Origin of the sequence: Erwinia sp. (assembly GCF_031978025.1) — a bacterium.
GTDB lineage: Bacteria > Pseudomonadota > Gammaproteobacteria > Enterobacterales > Enterobacteriaceae > Erwinia.
Map to the genome: position 1 here is coordinate 1 of NZ_DALZCD010000061.1, position 18550 is coordinate 18550.

Sequence of the window (18550 nt, forward strand, 5' to 3'; positions counted from 1 at the left end):
ACACGGAAGGGACACAGAAAAATACGCTGATCGCTTCTTCACGGAGCCAGCCAGCGAGACGGGGGATCATCATATTCACGCTTTCAGGCACCAGATGCAGGGTGGCGCCTGTTTTCATGGCGGTATAAATATCAAACGTGGAGTTATCAAAGTAGAGCGGCGCATGGTTGGCAATTTGATCGTCCGCGCTCAGTCCATAGACCTCCACGCACCAGTCAATATAGTCAATGATTGCGCCATGCGGGATCATTACGCCTTTGGGCGTCCCGGTCGATCCTGAGGTAAACAGCACATAAGCAAGATCGACTGAAATAGTATTGTCGACGGGACGAGTTGGCCGGCTGCTGTCAAAGTTAAACGTGTCGATATTAATAACTTTGATATGCTGACCAAATTTATTAAAAATTTCAGACGCGCGATAAGCGCTGTACTGATTAACAATAACTATTTTTGCCTGGCTTTCCTGCAAAATGGCGGCCAGCCTGTTTTCGGGCGTATTATAATCCAAAGGAATATAGGCCGCTGAAGCTTTTACAATCGATAGCAGGGATTTAATGGCGCCAACAGATTTTGGCATATAAAAAGCGATCATATCGCCTTTTGTTACGCCACACGCCTGCAGGTGAGAAGCAAAAGCATCGGTAAAATTATCCAGTTCTTGCCAGGTGACGGACTCAGTGACTTCATCATCATGATACTTTACCGCTATTTTATGCGGAAAGCGCTTAGCCGAATCAGTAAGATAATGCTGAACTGCATTGACCATTATTTAAACCTTTTAATCAGAGAAACAAATCGGCAGAGATAATCCGCTGTTTTTTATCACAGGGTCAGGCAATAACTTTTTACCAATCCAGGATCGGATAACGAGGACATCAGGATCCGGTTCCTTATTCAGCGTTTCCACATCGTAGCCTGTCGCACCGGCGCAATATACGACTGTCCCCGGCTCCCTGCCGTCAAATATATCGGTCGGAACGGCTTTTCCGGCGGCAATGGCTTCAGCCAGCGCGCAGACGATTTTATCAACGATAAGCTCTTCTTGCCCAAACCAGGCCGCGAACTGTCGTTCCTGAAACAGCGCGGCGTTCAGTAATTTTCTGATGACACCCAGCGAGGCCGGAATAATTTTGGGCTGCAACGACCATTTATCGTACAGGTCGCTATAGGCCATGGCGTAAGCCAGACGTTCGTTGATAGCGTCTGGTTCGCACGGCATATGTTTTTTCCATTTCGCCACCAGGAGCTTGAACGTGAACTGATAGCGTTCTAACTCTTTGGCCTGGATAAGCCATGCGGGACTTAACGCCGCAAGGCTGTCTGGCAGCGACGCCAGCGCCTGAACGAAGGTGGTGGGCAGCTTCGCCATCGCGCCCTGTGGGGCAAGCTGTAGGCTGCCGACGGGTAATAGTGATAATAAATCTGCGCTGCTCAGCGCATAGCGCTCTGTCGCCGCGACCACCCCTATCGGGCAAAGCAGCAGGTTTAGCACATGCGGGCTGTTATTGAGGCTGGCTTCACTCAGCAAGGGCAGGGTCGTCACGGGCTGTAGCCGTTCCGTTTGGCGTTCGCTCACCCAAAAAGCATTACGACAGAACCTGCCTTGTACCGGGTCAGGGCGCCACGGCTTGCCAGCCAGCCAGCTTGTCAGGTTACGTGGCGCGCTACTGTTATTTTCACAGAGATAAAACCCCGCTGGCAGCGGCTCTGTGGCTATGGCTGGCCGCGATGATGCCCGCCACTCGCCTAAAATAATATGGCCGTTTGCGCCACCGGAGCCAAAAGAGCTGATGCCGGCAATCCGTCGCGGCATTGCTGTCCATTCCTGCCGCTGCCGGGCGATCTGCAGCTGAGCAAGCCTTTCGGCAACCAGAGGATTCAGCGTCTTTGCCCAATGATTTCCGGGAATAGCGTTAAAGCGAAACATCAACAGCGTCTTGATAATGGCTGCCAGACCGGCCGCCGCTTCCGTATGGCCAATTACTCCCTTAACGCTGCCGACCTGGCAGGGATGATGGCCATAGACATGCGCCAGCGCTTCAATTTCCAGCGGGTCGCCTAAAGAGGTGCCGGTGCCGTGCGCTTCGAGATAAGACACGGCCTGGGCAGGAAGATCGGCATCGGCGAGCGCCAGGTTTAGCAGTTCGATTTGCGCCGCTACGCTGGGCGCGGTGGGCGACACTGCCCGATTGCCGTTATGATTTCCGGCCATCCCTTCAATCACGGCGTGAACAGGGTGATGCTCTTTCAGCGCCCGCTCAAGCGTGGTTACGCAAAGAGCAGCGATACAGTCACCGGGCACGTAGCCGTCCGCCGTGATAGCAAACGGCGTACAGCTGCCGCTGCGTGAGAGCATTCCCGCTTTGGCAAAGGCATAATATTTTAACGGATGCAGGTTCAGGTTGGCGGCGGCGACGATAGCATAATCCGCGCCGTTTTTTACCAGCTGAGCACGGGCGTCGGATAGCGCCATAAAGGAAGCGCTGCAGGCGGTATTGATCGCTTTACTCTCGCCGGTAAAACCAAAATGTTGGCTGATGCGGTTGGCTAACAGCGCCTGATAATTACCAAACACCGTACCCGGCCCAACGGGTAAATCGCTCAGGAGCTGGTTGTGCATATTTTCACTGTCCATGCACCCCACTGAAACCGAGACCCGCTTCTCCGCCAGCGTGCTGGCGGACAAACCGGCATGGGCCAGCGTCTGCCCGGTTACATGTAATAGCAGCAGCTGTTGCGGATCGACCGTAGCGTGTTCTGTCGCCGGGAACTCAGGCCAGATGGCCTGTTTAGCGCCGGGAAGATCGATAGCCGCCATCCATTTAGCACTGCTTTTGTTACGGGCGAACTTGTCTTCACTATAGAAATCCGCCAGCGGCCAGCGATCCGGCGGGATCTCAGTGAAGGTGTCTCTTTCCGCGCAGAGTAAATCCCAGAGCGCTTCTGGCGAATCGGCCTGAGGGAAAATGCCGGCATAGCCAATGATGGCAAGCTTATCGGTGACGTTTGCTGGCATTATCCACCTCAAACCATGTTCTCGCGACGTTAACGTAGCTTTGTGAACCGATCATCATATGCTGTCTGCCCGTCTGGATATCCCTGAGCACCCGCTCAAGCGGATTACGCCGCGCAATCGCCGCCGTACCCATCTGGCGATAGGCGATCTCAGCGATTTCGGCGCAAATCTCGTTGGCAAAGGTTGCCGCTAAACGTATCTCGTTTTGCGTCTGGCGAAGGATGCCGGCGGTCTGCTCTACTTCGTGCTGAGCCTCGGTGGTGGCCGAGGTTAAAAAAGCCTGGGCGGCCTGCAGCCTGGCGGCGGATCTGGCCAGATCCAGTAAAAAGGTTTCTTTTCTGGCTAACGGCTGGCTTTCATTTGCGCGCAGCGTTTTTCGCGCCAGCAGCAGCATTTCATCGATCGCCCGCTGCGCCATTCCTAAAGCCCAGCTGCCGTGTGAAACCGCAGATATTTCCGTAATGCCGATACGATGCAGCGCGCCGCCGCGTAAGGATTCCGGATCCTCAAAGCGATAGCAAAAAGCGGAGGGAATAAACAGATTTTCGCAGCTGTAGTTAATGCTGCCGGTGCCGCGTAATCCGGTAGTGTCCCAGTGGCCGGAAAGCGTCAGCGACTGACGAGGAATAACGGCAATCATTATTTCCGGTCTGCCGTCCAGATCCTTAACGACTTCGCTGTTGTCGACCTGGATAAAGCCAGCCACTGCCCAGTCAGCATGATGGATACCGCTGCCGAAAGCCCACTTGCCGGTCAGCGTATAGCCACCTTCGGTAACTATGCCGCGGCCGTTTGGCTGGTACTGCCCGGCGATAAGGGGGAAGGCGCCGTCGGCGAAAACCTGCTGCCAGGCGGAGGGCTGCAAATAGAGCGCGCAGTGGGTTGTGGCCAGCACGTAGGCGATGGATAACCAGCCGAACGAACCGTCAAGGGCGGCGCAGGCTTTCCATAGATCGATCAGTTCGGCAGCATCGGTGCAGTTTCCTCCCACCGGTTGCGGACAGAGATGCTGCCAGATACCGCAGCGGTTAGCGACAGCTATGGCTTCGGCAGGCATCTGTCCCGCCGTCTCGGCTTCATCAGCTAAGGTACGCAGCGTAGCCTGATGAGAGTGCATACGCTCTTTGATTTGTTGGCCTGTTTGATTCACTGCATTTTCCCGGTGCGGAGAGTTATCTGACCAATACGGTCTGAATGACAGAATTGATATTATTAACGGACTCGAAACTTTGAGCGTTTAATGCCGTGTGGGGAAAACGAATAGAGAAATTTTCCTCCAGTGCGATCATTAACGTAACCGCCTGCAGCGAGGTCATACCCAGATCATAAAGGTTATCTTCGTTCTGCAGAGAAGTGGCGCCGAGTAATTCAGACAGGTTTTCAGTAGCGATAGTTTTTATACGCTCGGTATACATCTGTTTTTCCTTTTTATCGGTTAATGTAACGATTCTCTTAATCTTTCCAGCAGCTGCACGCAGCGCTTCTCGTTTTCCACTATGTCGGCAATCAGCGTCAGGTTACGTTGCAAAATAGCGGGTTTACCCTGGCTTACCGAATAGAGATGGAATACCTCGAAAGAGCGCCACAGATCGCCTATTTTATTATAAATTTCAATTAGTTCTTTAAAGCAAGACGGCTGCGCTTGCGCCGCCGGATGGCCGCCATCCTGCAATGCCTGTAAAAAACGAGCGTTGGCATAACGTTCACCAAAACAGCGTTCAGCCCAGGGAATAATAAAAGCGCGATCGAAGCTCAGGAGTTCAGGATAACGTTGCTGAAACTTGTCAAGAGCAGCCAGGCCGGCATGGCTCTCGCTGGAATAAAAATGTGTTAATATTCTTTCCAGATCGGCTTTGATATCAATCTCAGCCAACGCAACGACGGGGGGGATTTTGGCCAGATGAAACAGATGGCAACTGCCTTTTGAACGGATAAAATAGTCCGCGCTTTTTTTCAACTCTGTTTCTGCAACGTAAGACTGGCCTTGTTTGCGCTCAAGCAGTCCAAACTTTTCTGTTTTCTCCGCGTAGCCATTAACAATACAGACGCTTAAAGAGTGCCTGATGCCATAATTAACGCTCTCTGGCAAATAAAAAGGGTCGAAAATGCAAATAGCATGATCCCCCATCTGGTGCAGGCGCTGTATTAATCCCGTCGCGTCAAAAACCATTTCTAAAGAAATGGCGACGCCGCATCTTTCTCTGATCCTGTTAACCACGCGGTCGGTCATCATTTCAAGACTGTCGTTACATCCCCATGCCGTATCTATTCCAAAGTTGGAATGGGTAGGGGTGAACGCATTACTTTCGATGTTTTTAAGATAAAACTCATGTTCAAAATGGGAAAGTGAGAAATTATCAGCCAGCTGATTATGTTGGGCATAACATTCAAGGGTAGCCATAAAACAATTAATATTTTCTGTTGAAGGCATGGTGGCGTAGTGAATAAAGCCACCATCCTGAACGGACTGGTTCATGGGCTTGTTCTCTGGTTTATCCGTCTCTGATTTTGGCAAAAAAAATATCAGATGAGGAAATCAGTGTCCAGACAGTTCAAGAAAATAATTTAATGTTTACAACGGCGATTCGACATGTTAGAAAAAAACAGGCCGCAGTAATTCAGCGGGGTAAAGGGTGGATTTCCTTAAAAATTCCCAATAAATCAAGTTGTTGCTTTAAGTTCTTAATTATTTCTCTTTGCGAATTAATAATCAGTAACAAATTAATCATTAGAAGATCTTTTTGTTTTGAAAAATATTCATTTGTAAAGTGAAAAAAATTCTTATGTTTAGAGCCGGTGATCGACGCTGTCGGCAGGCGCGGAAGTAAATTATGACCCTGGCGAATAGGCTTAATAACAAAAAGGGAGGAGAGAACTAAGGAAAATCCCAAAAGATATTTCGCTGAATACCCGACGCTTGCAAGGCCGTTGTGCTTTCTTTTTCTAAATTTGCTGTTTTAAGGTTTTTCCTGGTTCTGCAAGGCAGGTAATTTAAAAAAACAATGCCACCCAAAAGATGAGTGCATAACACCTTCGTAAATGAATTAAGGATGTAACGTGAACAACATGTTGATACCTGTATTAAGCATGATGGAACATGCAAAAAATCGGCCTGATAATATTGCGTTGGTTGATGAAAATAGTGAATTAACATGGATGCAGCTGCATAACACAGTAGTAAATGTGGCAAAAAAGATTGCACCCGTGCTGAGCGTCGGGAAAGAAAAGCGGGTAGCGGTTTTCTTTGATGGTTCAGCAGAAATGGTGATCGCAATCCTGGCGGTACAGCTGGCAGGCGGCGCTTATATTCCCCTTGAGCCTAAGATTCCCGACGTACGCATTGATGCCATTTTTGACGCTTCATCGCCAGCCCTGATGCTGACCGACGGTAAAAATCGTCAGGCTTGCGAGGCTATCGCAGCCCGGCTGGCTGTGCCGCTGGCCGTCATCGATGCGCAGTCTTCCCAGCCCGTAACAGAATTGCAGGGTTATAGTGCCGCCGGAGACGCGCTGCCGTCGTTAACGCCGCAGATGCCCGCGGTCGTTTTCTTTACCTCCGGCTCTACTGGCAAGCCTAAAGGCGTGGAGCTCAGCCATATTGGTTATCAACGCTGGTTTGAAGGCGTACAGGAGCTGATGGCGGTTAAGCCGGACGACCGCGTGGCTTTAACCACCAATCACAGTTTTGATCTCTCGCTGGGAGAGATCGTGCTCAGCCTGGTATCCGGCGCCGCGCTTTATGTACCTTCGCAAACGGTGGTGCGCGATCCTTTTTCGCTGCTGCCCTGGCTTGACAGGCATAGCATCACCATCTGGCAGTCTGTGCCCTCGTTAATGCGGCAGATCTTGCACTTCTTTCCGCAAAGCGACGCGTTACGTACGCTGCGAATTATGATGTTTTGTGGTGAACCTCTTGAAGTATCTCTGGTGGCCAAATTTCGCCAGGCGTTTACTCATACCTCAGCGCAGCCACTAAATCTTTACGGCCCTGTGGAAGCTTCAGTTCAGGTCTCCTGGTGTTGGGCCTATGAATATCTGCACAGCGCATTAACCGTGGTGCCGCTTGGCAAGCCGCTAAAACATGCGCAGATCCAGCTAGTTGATTTTGGCGAGGGCAGCCAGGAAATACAGGTCAGCGGAGAACATCTGGCCTTGCGTTATCTTGACGAGGAGAAAACGCGGCAGGCATTTATCGACCACGATCCGTCCCGGCCGCGCTATTACCGCACGGGGGATATCGGCGCGTTAAACGACAACGGCGATATTGAATATCGTGGACGCGTGGACGATCAGGTCAAGATTAACGGTTACCGTATTGAGCTTAGCGAGATAGAAAAAAATATTATGGCACGTTTTGCGGCAAGCGATGCCTGCGTCATCCCGGTTTTAACAGAGGATCGTTATGAACTGGCGGCCTTTGTGGTTGCTGAAAACCATGACAGTAAAGCCTTACGGCGAACGCTGGCCGAAACCCTGCCGGTTTATATGCTGCCCCGCCGCGTCTTTTTCCTTGATGCGTTGCCTCTGACAAGCAACGGCAAACGGGATAAGGTCAGGCTGAAAACGGAGTATCTGTCATGAAAATGGGGGCGATAGGCTACGAACTCGGCGAGTTTCCCGTGGCGCTGGAAGACAACGTTTATCTGGCTAATGTGCGCAAGAGTCAGCTTTTTCTGAGAACCATGGGGTTTGGCCACTACCATCGTACTGAACGTACGCTTGGCGCCTTATCGGAATGCGCTATTAAGAAAAGCTTCGCCAGGGCGGGCATTACCGCCGCGGAGGTCGATATCGTCATTTATGCTTCCAGCACGTTTGGCGATCGGCACGGGGATGTCATTGATAAAGATGTAGCCAGCTGCCTGATTAACTGCGGGCTGGAGCATGTCTATCCCATCGGCGTTTATCTTTCCCAGTGTAATAACTTTTTTGCGGCGCTGGATATCGCCGCACAGTATCTCAAAGGCGAAGAGGGTAAAACCGCGCTGTTGGTGTTTGCCGACAGGGTGTTGGATGAAACCACAAGGTTCAAAAATCTGGCTATTAACAGCGATGCGGCCGTGGCCTGTCTGGTGTCGACCCGCCCCGATAGTGAACTGGAATTCGACGTCAAGGGCATCAGTAAACGAACCCGGCTGACGACCGGCGACATGATTGACCCGGTCAGTAACGCTATGGATCGCGAGATCCATAACAATTATCTGGAAGGGATCCGTTACGTTTTTGATGACGCGCTCACTCAGGGACAGCTACAGCCGGAGAGCCTGCAACAAATTATTTGCCACAATTTCAGCTATAGCGCCCTGCGACAGATCGCCAGCGCTATCAGCCTGGACGATAGTCTGTTTTACAAAAATAACATACCGGTATTTGGTCACGCCTATACCTGTGACAGCTTGATCAATCTTGACAGTTATTACCATGAAAACAATTCCACTGTAGATCATCAGAAGTATATTGCTGTTATTGGGACAGGATTATATTTCTGGGGAATGGTGGTTTTAAAACCGATAAAAAAGGAAAAAGCATGATCGCTAAAGAGACGCTACTGGACATCTGGAAAGATACCGCTCAGCTTAAAGAGATCGATCCGGACAGAACGCTGTTTGACCTGGGGATGGATTCAATAAAAGTCATCGATATCTCAGAGTCTATTTTCAAATTAAGCGGCATCCGCCTCGAGTGGGAGGAGTTTAACATTACCTCTTCGCTGAACGAGGTGTATGACCTGCTCAAGGTTAAGGCGGCGTAATTTTATAATAAGGGCGACTCTTATCGCCCTTCCTATTTAAATCAGGGCGTTATGAGCAATTACATCGTAAGACTGGACGTTGAGCATCACCAGGCAGGTTTAGTGGCTATTGAAAAGCAGGGCAGCGCATTACAGCTTTGCTATAAAGATAAAGAGCAACGTATTGAGTGGAATGTGCCCGAACCCCTGATAGCTGTCGGCAGCGAAGAGGGGCATCTGTGTTTTACATTTAGCCTGGCGAACAACGCACAGCTAAAGAAAAAGCTTTATTTTAACGACGGGACGTTTGGGTTTCGCATTCCGGATGGGATCAGCTACTTTCTGACCTGTGAAATAGCAGCATTTCCCTTCTCTTTTTACCAGGCGAGAGAAGGTTCCTGCATTACCTTCATTCATCCTGCGGCTACGGTTAATTTACAGGTTCATATAGAGAAAACCGTTTGTGAAGATGCGGCGACGAAGAAATATTTTACTGACTATACGCTTATCAGTGGTAACTTGCGGAAAACCTGTCGATTGTACGCCGGTGACGATATAGTCATTGGCGAATACTGGCTTTGCCAGAGTCCGAAAGCGACGTCCTGGCCAGTTTTTTTGATCAATAATCACGCTATGGATAAACAACAGGTAGCCCGTTTGTGTCCTTAGCAATTTAAAATTCAAGTATGCGGTATGGAAGCGTGATGGTATGAAATTATTTTTAAAAGGCACGGCGGGCAGGTTGTTTATCATAAACGGACTCACCGCTCTGTCTTATGCATTCATATTACCTGTAATGAGCACGTTTTTAGTCGAGGGGCTAAAGGCACAACCGACTTTTATTACGCTTTACAGTATTGGTTTTGCCACCTCGGGGATCGTTTTCAACCAATGGATGGGGAAAATGGTGGATCAGGGGCACAGCAATAAAAAGCTTTTTATCTGTTCCCTTATCGCTATCTTTTTGTCCGCCTTAGCTTTTTTATTATGTCACAATGCCTGGCAGGCCCTGTTGACGGGCGTTTTTCTTATGGGGCCGGGCAACGCTTCTGTACCGCTGCTGCTCTCTATGATCCGGCACTATTCCGTTAACGCCGGGGAAAACGCCACGCGTCTTAACAGCCAGATGCGGGCAGGCGTGTCGCTGGTGTGGATTGCCGGCCCGGCGCTGGCCTTTATTATGGCCGATGCCTTCGGATTTCGGTTTAATTTTATCGCCTCGGCTTTGCTGGCAGGCTGCGTCATTATTTATTCTGTCTTTATGCTGGATCCTGCGCAGGTGCAGCCCGTTAAGTCTGCTGTAAAAGAGGTCGGCCGCCGCGCCGTTCCGGCAGTGGTCTGGTTATTAGGGGGCGTAATCGTTTTGTCTAACCTCGCAAACCATCTTTATATTACAGCGATGCCACTTTATATCCTGCGCGAAATAAAATTACCCGGCTATTTCCCCGGCCTGTTGCTGGGAATGACGGCTTTGCTGGAGATCCCGGTGATGCTTATCGCATCAGGATTATCCGAGCGCTACGGCAAATTTAAAGTCATGCTGGCCGGTTTTTGTTTTGGTCTGGTCTATTACTCGCTTCTGCAGCTGGCGGACTCCATGGTCACGCTGCTGCTGCTGCAGTGTTTTAACGCTTTATTTTACGGGGTCTTTGTCGGGTTAGGCGTGACGATTATCCAGGAAGCGCTGCCGGAAAAAAGAGGCTTTTCCTCCGCGTTCTATTCCAACTCAATGCGGGTAGGAATGATGCTCGGGACTTCTCTTGCCGGCATCCTGGCGCAGCTATATAGCTTCAGGGTAGCGCTGTTGGCGCCTGTGGCATCCATTTCTTTGGCCGCGCTATTAATACTATGGGTAGCATTATCTTCTGCCTCCCAAAAATTAGACGTTGCCCGTGCAAATGATATCTGAACCGACGTTATGTTTGTGCGCGCCGCCTGGTACCGAGCCACGGGCGGCCTCTTTTTGACAGAAGTTGCCATTTAATGAGGGAAAGATGGAAAGGAAAACGTTAGTGCTGGTGGGCTGTGGTAAAGAATTATACAGGAAGTACCTGCTGGAACAGATTGCTTCTGAATACCACGTCTGGCTTATTTCTACCGATGAGGTCACCTGGCAAAAACCGTTAATTCAGGGTTCGATAAAGGTGAGCGATTACGCTTTTGATACGATCGTGACAGCGGTGGATAATCTTAAAAAAGATTTCCCTGTTCATGGCCTGATATGCTGGGACGAAAGATTTATCATGGTAACCGCCGACGTTGCCGGGCATTTTGGCCTGGCCTCAGCAGGCAAAGAGGGGATCAGGGGATGTCGGGATAAATCCCTCTCCCGACAACGATTATCCGAGGCGGGTCTGCTACAACCTAAAAGCCGGTTATGCCATACGCTGGCGGAAGCACAGGCTTTTGCCGACGCTACCCGCTACCCGCTGGTGGTAAAGCCTCGTGGCATGGGAGGCAGTATTGGCGTGGCGCTGGTAAAAAATCCGCAGGAACTTGTTTTACGTTTTAATGAAGCTGATGCTGTCAGTCATCAAGGGGCGGCAGATTTTCAGAACGGCGCCGTGCTTGAAGAGTATATTGACGGGCCGGAAATTAGCGTTGACGGCAAGATAATCGATGGATGCTACCAGCCCATGTTTGTGGCAAGAAAGCGCATCGGTCTTGAACCGCATTTTGAAGAGCTGGGGCATACGCTTAGCTATAACGATCCGCTGCTGAGCGATGAAAATTTACTTACCGTGCTGGCCTCGGCGCATCAAGCGATTGAATTTAAAAATGGCGTAACGCATACCGAGTTGAAAATAACGCCGAAGGGTTTCCTGATTATCGAAATCAACGGGCGTCTGGGTGGCGATCTGATCCCCTGGCTTGCCACGCTTGCGATGGGTATAGCGCCCGGATTGATTGCGGGCAGGATTGCCTGCGGCGATCCCGTCGATGCCGTCGTGCCGAAAAAAAATCTCAATGCGGCGATTAGCTTTAAATATCCGGAATTCGATATGACGGTGGATGGGGTTACGCTGCCAGCGCCGGAAATTACCTGGGATGCGCAAACTTATTGCGTACAGCTGGCTTATCCGGGCGATAAACTGGCGCGGCCGCCGTCCGGCTACGTTGCCCGCGCGGCTTATTCATTATCTGTTTTTAACGAGGGCGTAGAGGGTGACAGGCTGTGCCGACAGCTGCTGGAGGCGGTGACGGTTACCGGCTCGCCGCTTACCGAACCCGTACTTTGAACGGAAAGCCTGCTTTTGCCGGCAGGCTTGCCAAATCGGTTATTCACCGACGCCGCGCCGGTGAATAACCGCCGACAAAGCCTTAAGCGACGGCCTGTTCCGGCAACCGCATCAGTCCGCCAGTTTCTCACTCAGCGCGGCGGCAGCGGGTTTTTTCCATTGCGATTCCAGCTCTTGCAGCGATTTGCCCTTGGTTTCCGGCACAAATTTCCACATAAATATCGCCGCCAGCAGCCCCATTACGGCATACAACCAAGAGCCAGCGTTTTTTGCTTACCGCCAAAAAGGTACTGCATACGCCAGTATTTTGAGCCGTTGGGATGGATGAGCAGATACATACCGAAGCCGTCCGTGAGCTTAACGGCTTTCCCGGAAGGCTTTGTATTTCTTATTTTTATATCAGTAAGTAAGCGCCACAGGTTAGCCCACCGTCTGATGGTACAAAACAGATCGAACCGGATGTACCAGCAAATATACCATTAAATGAGGGTGGATGGTGCCGTACTTTATCGGACGTGGTGGAACACGGGGGAAAGGATAACCGCCTGATTTAAAAGCGGAAAACAGACGTTATGGAACGTCTGCTGACCTGAATATGGCTCCTCTGACTGGACTCGAACCAGTGACATACGGATTAACAGTCCGCCGTTCTACCGACTGAACTACAGAGGAATCGGTTTCAATGGGGCGCATATTAACGGCCGCATCCGGGCGTGTCAAAGGCCGAATGTTATTTTTCTGCGCGTTCGGCCGCAAAATCAGCAACCCGCTCTGTTTCTCGCCCGTTCGGGCAAAATTCAATCTCTTGCGCCAGATCGCACTTTACGGCGAATGCCGTGCTGATGTTAGAGGTGTGTCAAAATTTTGTTATTTGTCATTTTTAAAACGTGCGTTTCGGTGCTTTTATAGAAAAAGTTTCAAAAAAGTTAATTATGAAATAATTGCACTGTTGTGCCGCTTTCTTGTTTCTTTTTAGGCCTTAAACCGCCTGCAGTTAAAATTAACCAGATGATAATCATAGATAAATATCAGGGAGCTGCTGACATAATAATTGCCTGTTTACCGTCTTAAAATTTTATTTGAGCGCCGGTGAAGTTGTGTGAATGTAAAAAATATCTTTCATTCGAGGTCCAGCCAGCCGCACAAGCTAATCACAAAAGGGCTTTATCATGAAAAAATTCGTTGCAGGGTTATTGTTGGTTTGTTCACTGCCCGCTGTTGCGCTGGCAAAAGATCTCCAGATTGGCGTGTCAATGGCGCTGTTTGATGACAACTTCCTGACCATTGTTCGCAATTCCATGCAAAAAGAGCTGCAGAAAGAAAATGTTAAAGGGCAGGTGGAAGACGCGAAAAACGATGTCTCCCAGCAGCTGCAACAGGTGCAGAACTTCATCGGTCAGGGTGTGGACGCCATTATTGTTAATCCGGTCGACACCAATGCGGTAAAACCCATTATGGATCAGGCGAGCAAGGCGGGCGTACCGCTGATTTTTATTAACCGTCGTCCTGCCGCCGAGCTGACAGGCAAAATGGCGTACGTGGGATCCAATTCGCAGCTGGCAGGACGTTTGCAGATGGAAGCGCTGGCTAAGCAAATGAATTATAAAGGCAACGTTGCCATTCTGTTAGGCGATCTGGCCAATGAATCGACGCGTGAACGAACCAAAGGCGTGAAAGAGATTGTCGCTAAATACCCCGGCCTGAAAATCGTTCAGGAACAAACGGCGAAATTCATGCGTAACGATGCGGTGGATGTCGTCAGTAACTGGCTGACCGCTGGCGACGATATTCAGGCGATCGCTTCCAATAATGACGAAATGGCAATTGGTGCACTTCAGGCGCTGGGTAAAAACAGCGACCACGTGCTGGTGGCGGGCGTTGACGGCACGCCGGATGCGATGCAAATGATCAAAAACGGCAAAATGGTTGCCACCGTTTTCCAGGATGCGAAAGGTCAGGGCGAAGGCGCGGTACAGGCTGCGGTGAAGCTGGCGAAAGGTGAAAGCGTCGAGAAGAACGTCGACATTCCTTTTCAGCTGGTCACCAAAGAAAACATGGCGAAGTTTACCAGCCTGAATCAAAAATAGCCGGGGTGCACCATGACCGCATATACGCTTGAAGCCGAAGGCATCAGCAAGTTCTTCCCGGGCGTAAAGGCACTGAACAACGTCTCTTTACGGGTCAGGCCCGGCAGCGTCCACGCGCTGATGGGTGAAAACGGCGCGGGGAAATCCACGCTGATGAAGTGCCTGATAGGGATTTATCGTCCGGATGAAGGGTTAATCCGTGTCAGGGGCGAAGCGGTGGCGTTTCAGGATACGCTGGACGCGCTGCGTGCGGGTATTTCGATGATACATCAGGAGCTTAACCTGGTGCCCCATATGACGGTGGCGGAAAACATCTGGCTGGGGCGTGAGCCGATGAAATATGGCTTTGTCGATCACGGCAGCCTGAATCGTCAGACTCGCGAGCTGTTAACCCGACTGAACATTCGTCTTGCCCCTGACGTGCTGGTGGGCGATCTGAGTATCGCCTCGCAGCAGATGGTGGAGATCGCTAAGGCGGTATCGTGGAATGCGGATGTGGTGATCATGGATGAGCCGACCTCCGCGCTGACCGAAACCGAGGTCTCGCATCTTTTCGCGATCATTCGCGACCTCAGAGAGCAGGGTAAAGCCATCATCTATATCAGTCATAAAATGGATGAGATTTTTACGATCACCGACGAGGTGAGCGTGTTCCGCGATGGCGCCTGGGTAGGCAGCAGCGCAACGGCAGACTATACGCGACAGTCGCTGATTACCCAGATGGTCGGGCGCGAGCTGACCCAACTTTTTCCCAAGTTCAATAACGACATCGGTGAAGAAGTGCTGACGGTACGCCATTTGCAGCGTAAAGGCGTGTTTCACGATATCAGCTTCGGCGTGCGACGCGGTGAAATTCTGGGCGTAGCGGGATTGGTCGGCGCGGGCCGCAGCGAGGTGATGGAAAGCCTGTTTGGTATGGCCAATCCGGACGGCGGCGAAGTGCTGATAGATGGCGTGCCGGTAAACATTGATTCCCCCTCCACAGCGATAGAAAAGGGACTGGCTTTCCTGACGGAAGACCGTAAAAAGTCCGGGCTGTTTCTGGTGCTGTCGGTGATGGAAAACATGAGCATCGTCAATATGCCGGAATACAGCAGCCGGGCAGGCTTTGTCAGCCATATGCAGATGGCTAAAGACTGTATGGAGCAGATCCGTCGCCTGAATATCAAAACGCCCACTATGGATCAAATTATCAATAACCTCAGCGGCGGCAACCAGCAAAAGGTGCTGATTGCCCGCTGGCTGCTGGCTCAGCCCAAAGTGTTGATCCTGGATGAGCCGACGCGTGGCATTGACGTGGGGGCGAAAGCGGAAATTTATCGGCTGATCAGCGAACTGGCGAATCGCGGTGTCGCCATCATTATGGTTTCTTCCGAACTGCCGGAAATTATCGGCATGAGCGATCGGGTGATGGTGATGCACGGCGGGCGCATCACCGGCATTCTCACTAAAGAAGAAGCCGATCAGGAAACTATTCTGTCACTGGCGTCTGAATAAGGGCTGAAACCATGAGCGACGTAAAAATGAATAGCCAACAGCCGTCTTCGGCCTCGTTTTTAAGCAGTTTTAAGGGGAAAATGCCAAAAGATACCGGCATTTTTATTGTCATGGTCGCTATCGCGCTGATTTTTGAAACGGCGGGTTGGTACGTACGCGACCAGTCTTTTCTGCTCAATCCAAACCGGCTGGTGCTGATCGTTCTACAGGTAGCCATCATCGGCATTATCGCCGTCGGCGTAACCCAGGTAATTATTACAACCGGGATCGATCTCTCGTCCGGCTCGGTTATTGCTTTAACCGCCGTGGTAGCGGCCAGCCTGGCCCAAACCTCGGATAGCCTCTCACCCATGTTTCCGTCGCTGGTCAACATGCCGGCAGTCATACCGGTTGTTGCCGGGATCGGCGTGGGGATCCTTTGTGGCGTGGTGAACGGCGTCCTCATCACCAAAACCGGTATTCCGCCTTTTATTGCCACGCTGGGCATGATGGTTTCTGCACGCGGGCTGGCGCAATACTACACGCAGGGCAATCCAATTAGCTTCCTTTCCGACAGTTTTACCGCTATCGGGCAGGGGGCCATGCCGGTTGTCATCTTCCTGGTAGTCGCGGTTATCTTTCATATCGCCCTGAAACATACCCGCTACGGCAAATACGTGTATGCCATTGGCGGCAATATGACCTCCGCTAAAGTGTCAGGCATTAACGTCAATAAATACCTGGTGATTGTTTACACCCTCGCGGGTGGCCTGTCCGGCCTGGCAGGGGTGGTGCTGGCCGCCCGTGTTAGCAGCGGCCAGTCCAGCATGGGGATGTCCTACGAGCTGGATGCGATTGCCGCGGCGGTGATTGGCGGCAGTAGCCTGATGGGCGGCGTTGGTCGTATCACGGGTACGCTGATCGGCGCGGTAATTTTAGGGCTGATTAAAAGCGGTTTTACCTTTGTCGGCGTGGACGCCTACGTTCAGGACATCATCAAAGGCATTATTATTGTCAGCGCCGTTTCGGTAGATATGTACCGCAACCGTAAAAAACGGTAGTTAATCAGGGCCGGCTTGTCGGCCCCGATCCTCCCACCGGCTACCGCCTGTTTTTCCTTCAACAAACGCTGCCCTGCACGGAGCGACAGCACGCGCTGCACCTTGCTGGTGCAGCCCGCGCCGCCACCCTGACGATAAGTAGAAAGCGTTACTCCGTTAGGGGTAATCAGATTCTCTTATTTTACTGGCGCTTAGCCTGAAACGAATCGGCTGAAAACGTACCCGAAAGTTTCTGGCACGTCGCTTGCATTTCTCTGCGAACCAGCATGAAAATTTATTTCTTCCCGCCAGCAAGAATGGCGTTCCGTGACGGAGGCAAAATGAACTTAAGACGACTCAAATATTTTGTAAAAATCGTCGATATCGGCAGCCTGACTCAGGCCGCAGAAGTCCTGCATATTGCACAGCCTGCGCTCAGTCAGCAGGTGGCGACGCTTGAGAATGAGTTGGACCAGCAGCTGCTTATCCGCTCCAAACGCGGCGTAACGCCAACGGAAGCCGGTAAGATTTTGTATGCCCATGCGCGGACCATTTTACGGCAGTGCGAACAGGCGCAGGCCGCCGTGATTAATGCGGGACAGATGCTCACCGGACAGGTCTCGATTGGTCTGGCACCAGGTACCGCCGCCTCTTCACTGACCATGCCTTTATTGCAAACCGTCCGTGAACAGTTTCCGGAAGTGCTGGTCTATCTGCATGAAAACAGCGGTGCGTCACTAAACGAAAAAGTGATGAATGGCCAGCTTGATATGGCGGTACTTTACGATCGTGCGCCGTCTGCCGGTCTCACCAATCTGCCTTTAATGAAAGAAGAGCTTTATCTGGTTGGTGCCACCGACTGTCCGGGACAGAACGTCGACCTGGCTGACGTGGCCGAAATGAATCTGTTTTTGCCGCGCGACTATAGCGCCGTGCGTAAACGCGTCGACGAAGCTTTTTCGCTACGCCGTCTGAGCGCCCGCATTATCGGGGAAATTGAATCGATCGCCACGCTGACCGCCGCCGTTTCCAGCGGCATGGGCGTTACCGTGCTGCCGGAATCCGCCGCGCGTGCGCTGGTCAGCACTACCGATGCCTGGATGGCGCGCATCAACAGTCCTACGCTGAATCTGCCGCTGTCGTTGAACATCTCGGCACGCTCCCCGCTTTCTCCTTCCGCACAGGCGGTAAAAGATATTCTGCTGTCGCTCCTTAAAAAATCAGCGGTGGAAGATCGCGAGCTGATGCTGGTGAGCTAGCCCCTCTCTGTGGGCGCGGCCTGGCGCGCCTCACTTCTATATCGCTAAAAAGCATATAAAACCCCTTTTTATTATTTGTTGCTATCAATGGGCCTCATTAACATGGCTGAAACCAACAGATAACAGAGGGAGAGGCGCACGTGAATTTTCAGCAACTTAAAATCATCCGGGAAGCGGCACGCTGCCAGTTTAACCTGACTGAAGTGGCTAATGCGCTCTTTACCTCCCAGTCCGGCGTCAGTCGCCATATACGCGATTTGGAAGATGAACTCGGCGTGGAAATCTTTATCCGACGCGGCAAGCGGCTGCTCGGCATGACGGAACCCGGCAAGGCGCTGTTAAGTATTGCCGAGCGCATTCTGGATGAGGCCGGAAAGGTGCGTCGTCTGGCAGACGTTTTTACTAATGAAGCCAGCGGCGTGCTCACTATCGCCACTACCCATACCCAGGCACGCTACAGTCTGCCAAAAGTGATCAAAGCGTTTCGCGCTCTCTATCCCAATGTACGTCTGGAGTTAAATCAGGGCTCGCCGCAGGAAATTGTGGCCATGCTGGTCGCGGGAGAAGCCGATATCGGCATCGCCAGTGAGCAGGTTGTCAATCATCCCTCGCTGGCCGCTTTCCCGTGGTTCAGCTGGCATCATGCGCTGCTGGTGCCGCAGGGGCATCCGCTGGAGCAGGAGCAGCCGGTTTCGCTGGCGG

Annotated in this window: 16 protein-coding genes, 1 tRNA gene and 2 pseudogenes; 11 read left to right on the forward strand and 8 right to left on the reverse strand. The window is 51.4% G+C overall.

What is annotated here, in order from left to right:
* From RTK32_RS06985 to RTK32_RS07005, 5 genes are all read right to left on the reverse strand, one after another.
* The coding region (locus RTK32_RS06985; protein ID WP_312042749.1) for an AMP-binding protein at positions 1 to 766 on the reverse strand (766 nt) is incomplete at its 3' end.
* 12 nt (positions 767 to 778) lie between these two features.
* The gene (locus RTK32_RS06990; protein ID WP_312042750.1) at positions 779 to 3016 is read right to left on the reverse strand and encodes a beta-ketoacyl synthase N-terminal-like domain-containing protein; all 2238 of its coding nucleotides are present in this window, start codon (positions 3014 to 3016) and stop codon (positions 779 to 781) included.
* Entirely contained in the window at positions 2994 to 4166 is a 1173-nt protein-coding gene (locus tag RTK32_RS06995; RefSeq protein ID WP_312042751.1) for an acyl-CoA dehydrogenase family protein, read from the reverse strand. The genes RTK32_RS06990 and RTK32_RS06995 overlap by 23 nt, the downstream gene beginning before the upstream one ends.
* A 22-nt stretch (positions 4167 to 4188) precedes the next feature.
* Entirely contained in the window at positions 4189 to 4431 is a 243-nt protein-coding gene (locus RTK32_RS07000; protein WP_312042752.1) for a phosphopantetheine-binding protein, read from the reverse strand.
* Between the two features lie 20 nt (positions 4432 to 4451).
* Positions 4452 to 5492, reverse strand: coding sequence for a hypothetical protein (locus RTK32_RS07005; protein ID WP_312042753.1), 1041 nt, complete (start codon positions 5490 to 5492; stop codon positions 4452 to 4454).
* Positions 5493 to 6082: 590 nt separating this feature from the next.
* On the opposite strand from RTK32_RS07005, the gene RTK32_RS07010 reads away from it, so the two are divergent.
* The 6 genes from RTK32_RS07010 (at position 6083) to RTK32_RS07035 (ending at position 11986) form a co-directional block, all read left to right on the forward strand.
* Positions 6083 to 7597 carry an amino acid adenylation domain-containing protein gene (locus RTK32_RS07010; protein WP_312042764.1) on the forward strand — a complete coding sequence of 505 codons (1515 nt, stop codon included), beginning with the start codon at positions 6083 to 6085 and terminating at the stop codon, positions 7595 to 7597.
* A complete protein-coding gene (locus RTK32_RS07015) occupies positions 7594 to 8547 on the forward strand; it encodes a hypothetical protein (protein WP_312042754.1) in 954 nt (317 codons plus the stop codon). Before RTK32_RS07010 ends, RTK32_RS07015 begins: the two co-directional genes overlap by 4 nt.
* Positions 8544 to 8768 carry an acyl carrier protein gene (locus RTK32_RS07020; RefSeq protein WP_312042755.1) on the forward strand — a complete coding sequence of 75 codons (225 nt, stop codon included), beginning with the start codon at positions 8544 to 8546 and terminating at the stop codon, positions 8766 to 8768. Before RTK32_RS07015 ends, RTK32_RS07020 begins: the two co-directional genes overlap by 4 nt.
* A gap of 51 nt (positions 8769 to 8819) precedes the next feature.
* Entirely contained in the window at positions 8820 to 9416 is a 597-nt protein-coding gene (locus RTK32_RS07025; RefSeq protein WP_312042756.1) for a hypothetical protein, read from the forward strand.
* Between the two features lie 40 nt (positions 9417 to 9456).
* On the forward strand, positions 9457 to 10656 hold the full coding sequence (locus RTK32_RS07030) for a sugar efflux transporter (RefSeq protein ID WP_312042757.1): 1200 nt from the start codon (positions 9457 to 9459) through the stop codon (positions 10654 to 10656).
* An 85-nt stretch (positions 10657 to 10741) separates the two neighbouring features.
* Positions 10742 to 11986 (forward strand): ATP-grasp domain-containing protein, encoded by a 1245-nt coding sequence (locus tag RTK32_RS07035; protein WP_312042758.1) that lies wholly within the window; start codon positions 10742 to 10744, stop codon positions 11984 to 11986.
* Positions 11987 to 12097: 111 nt separating this feature from the next.
* Here RTK32_RS07035 and RTK32_RS07040 read toward each other — a convergent pair.
* The 3 genes and pseudogenes from RTK32_RS07040 to RTK32_RS07050 all read right to left on the reverse strand — a co-directional run.
* Positions 12098 to 12241, reverse strand: a pseudogene (locus tag RTK32_RS07040) (MFS transporter); the annotation flags it as partial.
* Positions 12229 to 12405, reverse strand: a pseudogene (locus RTK32_RS07045) (Arm DNA-binding domain-containing protein); the annotation flags it as partial. The pseudogenes RTK32_RS07040 and RTK32_RS07045, both read right to left, overlap by 13 nt.
* 177 nt (positions 12406 to 12582) lie before the next feature.
* Positions 12583 to 12658, reverse strand: a tRNA-Asn gene (locus RTK32_RS07050).
* A 497-nt stretch (positions 12659 to 13155) separates the two neighbouring features.
* On the opposite strand from RTK32_RS07050, the gene RTK32_RS07055 reads away from it, so the two are divergent.
* From RTK32_RS07055 to RTK32_RS07075, 5 genes are all read left to right on the forward strand, one after another.
* Positions 13156 to 14073 carry a sugar ABC transporter substrate-binding protein gene (locus RTK32_RS07055; RefSeq protein ID WP_312042759.1) on the forward strand — a complete coding sequence of 306 codons (918 nt, stop codon included), beginning with the start codon at positions 13156 to 13158 and terminating at the stop codon, positions 14071 to 14073.
* Positions 14074 to 14085: 12 nt separating this feature from the next.
* Complete coding sequence (locus RTK32_RS07060) at positions 14086 to 15570, forward strand: sugar ABC transporter ATP-binding protein (protein ID WP_312042760.1); 1485 nt, start codon at positions 14086 to 14088, stop codon at positions 15568 to 15570.
* 26 nt (positions 15571 to 15596) lie between these two features.
* Complete coding sequence (locus tag RTK32_RS07065) at positions 15597 to 16610, forward strand: ABC transporter permease (RefSeq protein WP_409451071.1); 1014 nt, start codon at positions 15597 to 15599, stop codon at positions 16608 to 16610.
* 320 nt (positions 16611 to 16930) lie between these two features.
* Positions 16931 to 17848: a nitrogen assimilation transcriptional regulator NAC gene (gene nac / locus RTK32_RS07070; protein ID WP_312042762.1), complete on the forward strand. Its 918-nt coding sequence runs from the start codon at positions 16931 to 16933 to the stop codon at positions 17846 to 17848.
* A gap of 140 nt (positions 17849 to 17988) precedes the next feature.
* Positions 17989 to 18550: LysR substrate-binding domain-containing protein (locus RTK32_RS07075; RefSeq protein ID WP_312042763.1), on the forward strand; the 562-nt coding region annotated here is incomplete at its 3' end.

Bases quoted from the DNA above. Each gene is read 5' to 3' on its own strand.
- RTK32_RS07020 (WP_312042755.1), top strand. From the start codon at position 8,544: ATGATCGCTAAAGAGACGCTACTGGACATCTGGAAAGATACCGCTCAG.
- RTK32_RS07015 (WP_312042754.1), top strand. From the start codon at position 7,594: ATGAAAATGGGGGCGATAGGCTACGAACTCGGCGAGTTTCCCGTGGCG.
- RTK32_RS06990 (WP_312042750.1), bottom strand. From the start codon at position 3,016: ATGCCAGCAAACGTCACCGATAAGCTTGCCATCATTGGCTATGCCGGC.
- RTK32_RS07030 (WP_312042757.1), top strand. From the start codon at position 9,457: ATGAAATTATTTTTAAAAGGCACGGCGGGCAGGTTGTTTATCATAAAC.
- RTK32_RS07005 (WP_312042753.1), bottom strand. From the start codon at position 5,492: ATGAACCAGTCCGTTCAGGATGGTGGCTTTATTCACTACGCCACCATG.
- RTK32_RS07065 (WP_409451071.1), top strand. From the start codon at position 15,597: ATGAATAGCCAACAGCCGTCTTCGGCCTCGTTTTTAAGCAGTTTTAAG.
- RTK32_RS07035 (WP_312042758.1), top strand. From the start codon at position 10,742: ATGGAAAGGAAAACGTTAGTGCTGGTGGGCTGTGGTAAAGAATTATAC.
- RTK32_RS07010 (WP_312042764.1), top strand. From the start codon at position 6,083: ATGTTGATACCTGTATTAAGCATGATGGAACATGCAAAAAATCGGCCT.
- RTK32_RS07000 (WP_312042752.1), bottom strand. From the start codon at position 4,431: ATGTATACCGAGCGTATAAAAACTATCGCTACTGAAAACCTGTCTGAA.
- RTK32_RS07060 (WP_312042760.1), top strand. From the start codon at position 14,086: ATGACCGCATATACGCTTGAAGCCGAAGGCATCAGCAAGTTCTTCCCG.
- RTK32_RS07055 (WP_312042759.1), top strand. From the start codon at position 13,156: ATGAAAAAATTCGTTGCAGGGTTATTGTTGGTTTGTTCACTGCCCGCT.
- RTK32_RS07025 (WP_312042756.1), top strand. From the start codon at position 8,820: ATGAGCAATTACATCGTAAGACTGGACGTTGAGCATCACCAGGCAGGT.
- nac (WP_312042762.1), top strand. From the start codon at position 16,931: ATGAACTTAAGACGACTCAAATATTTTGTAAAAATCGTCGATATCGGC.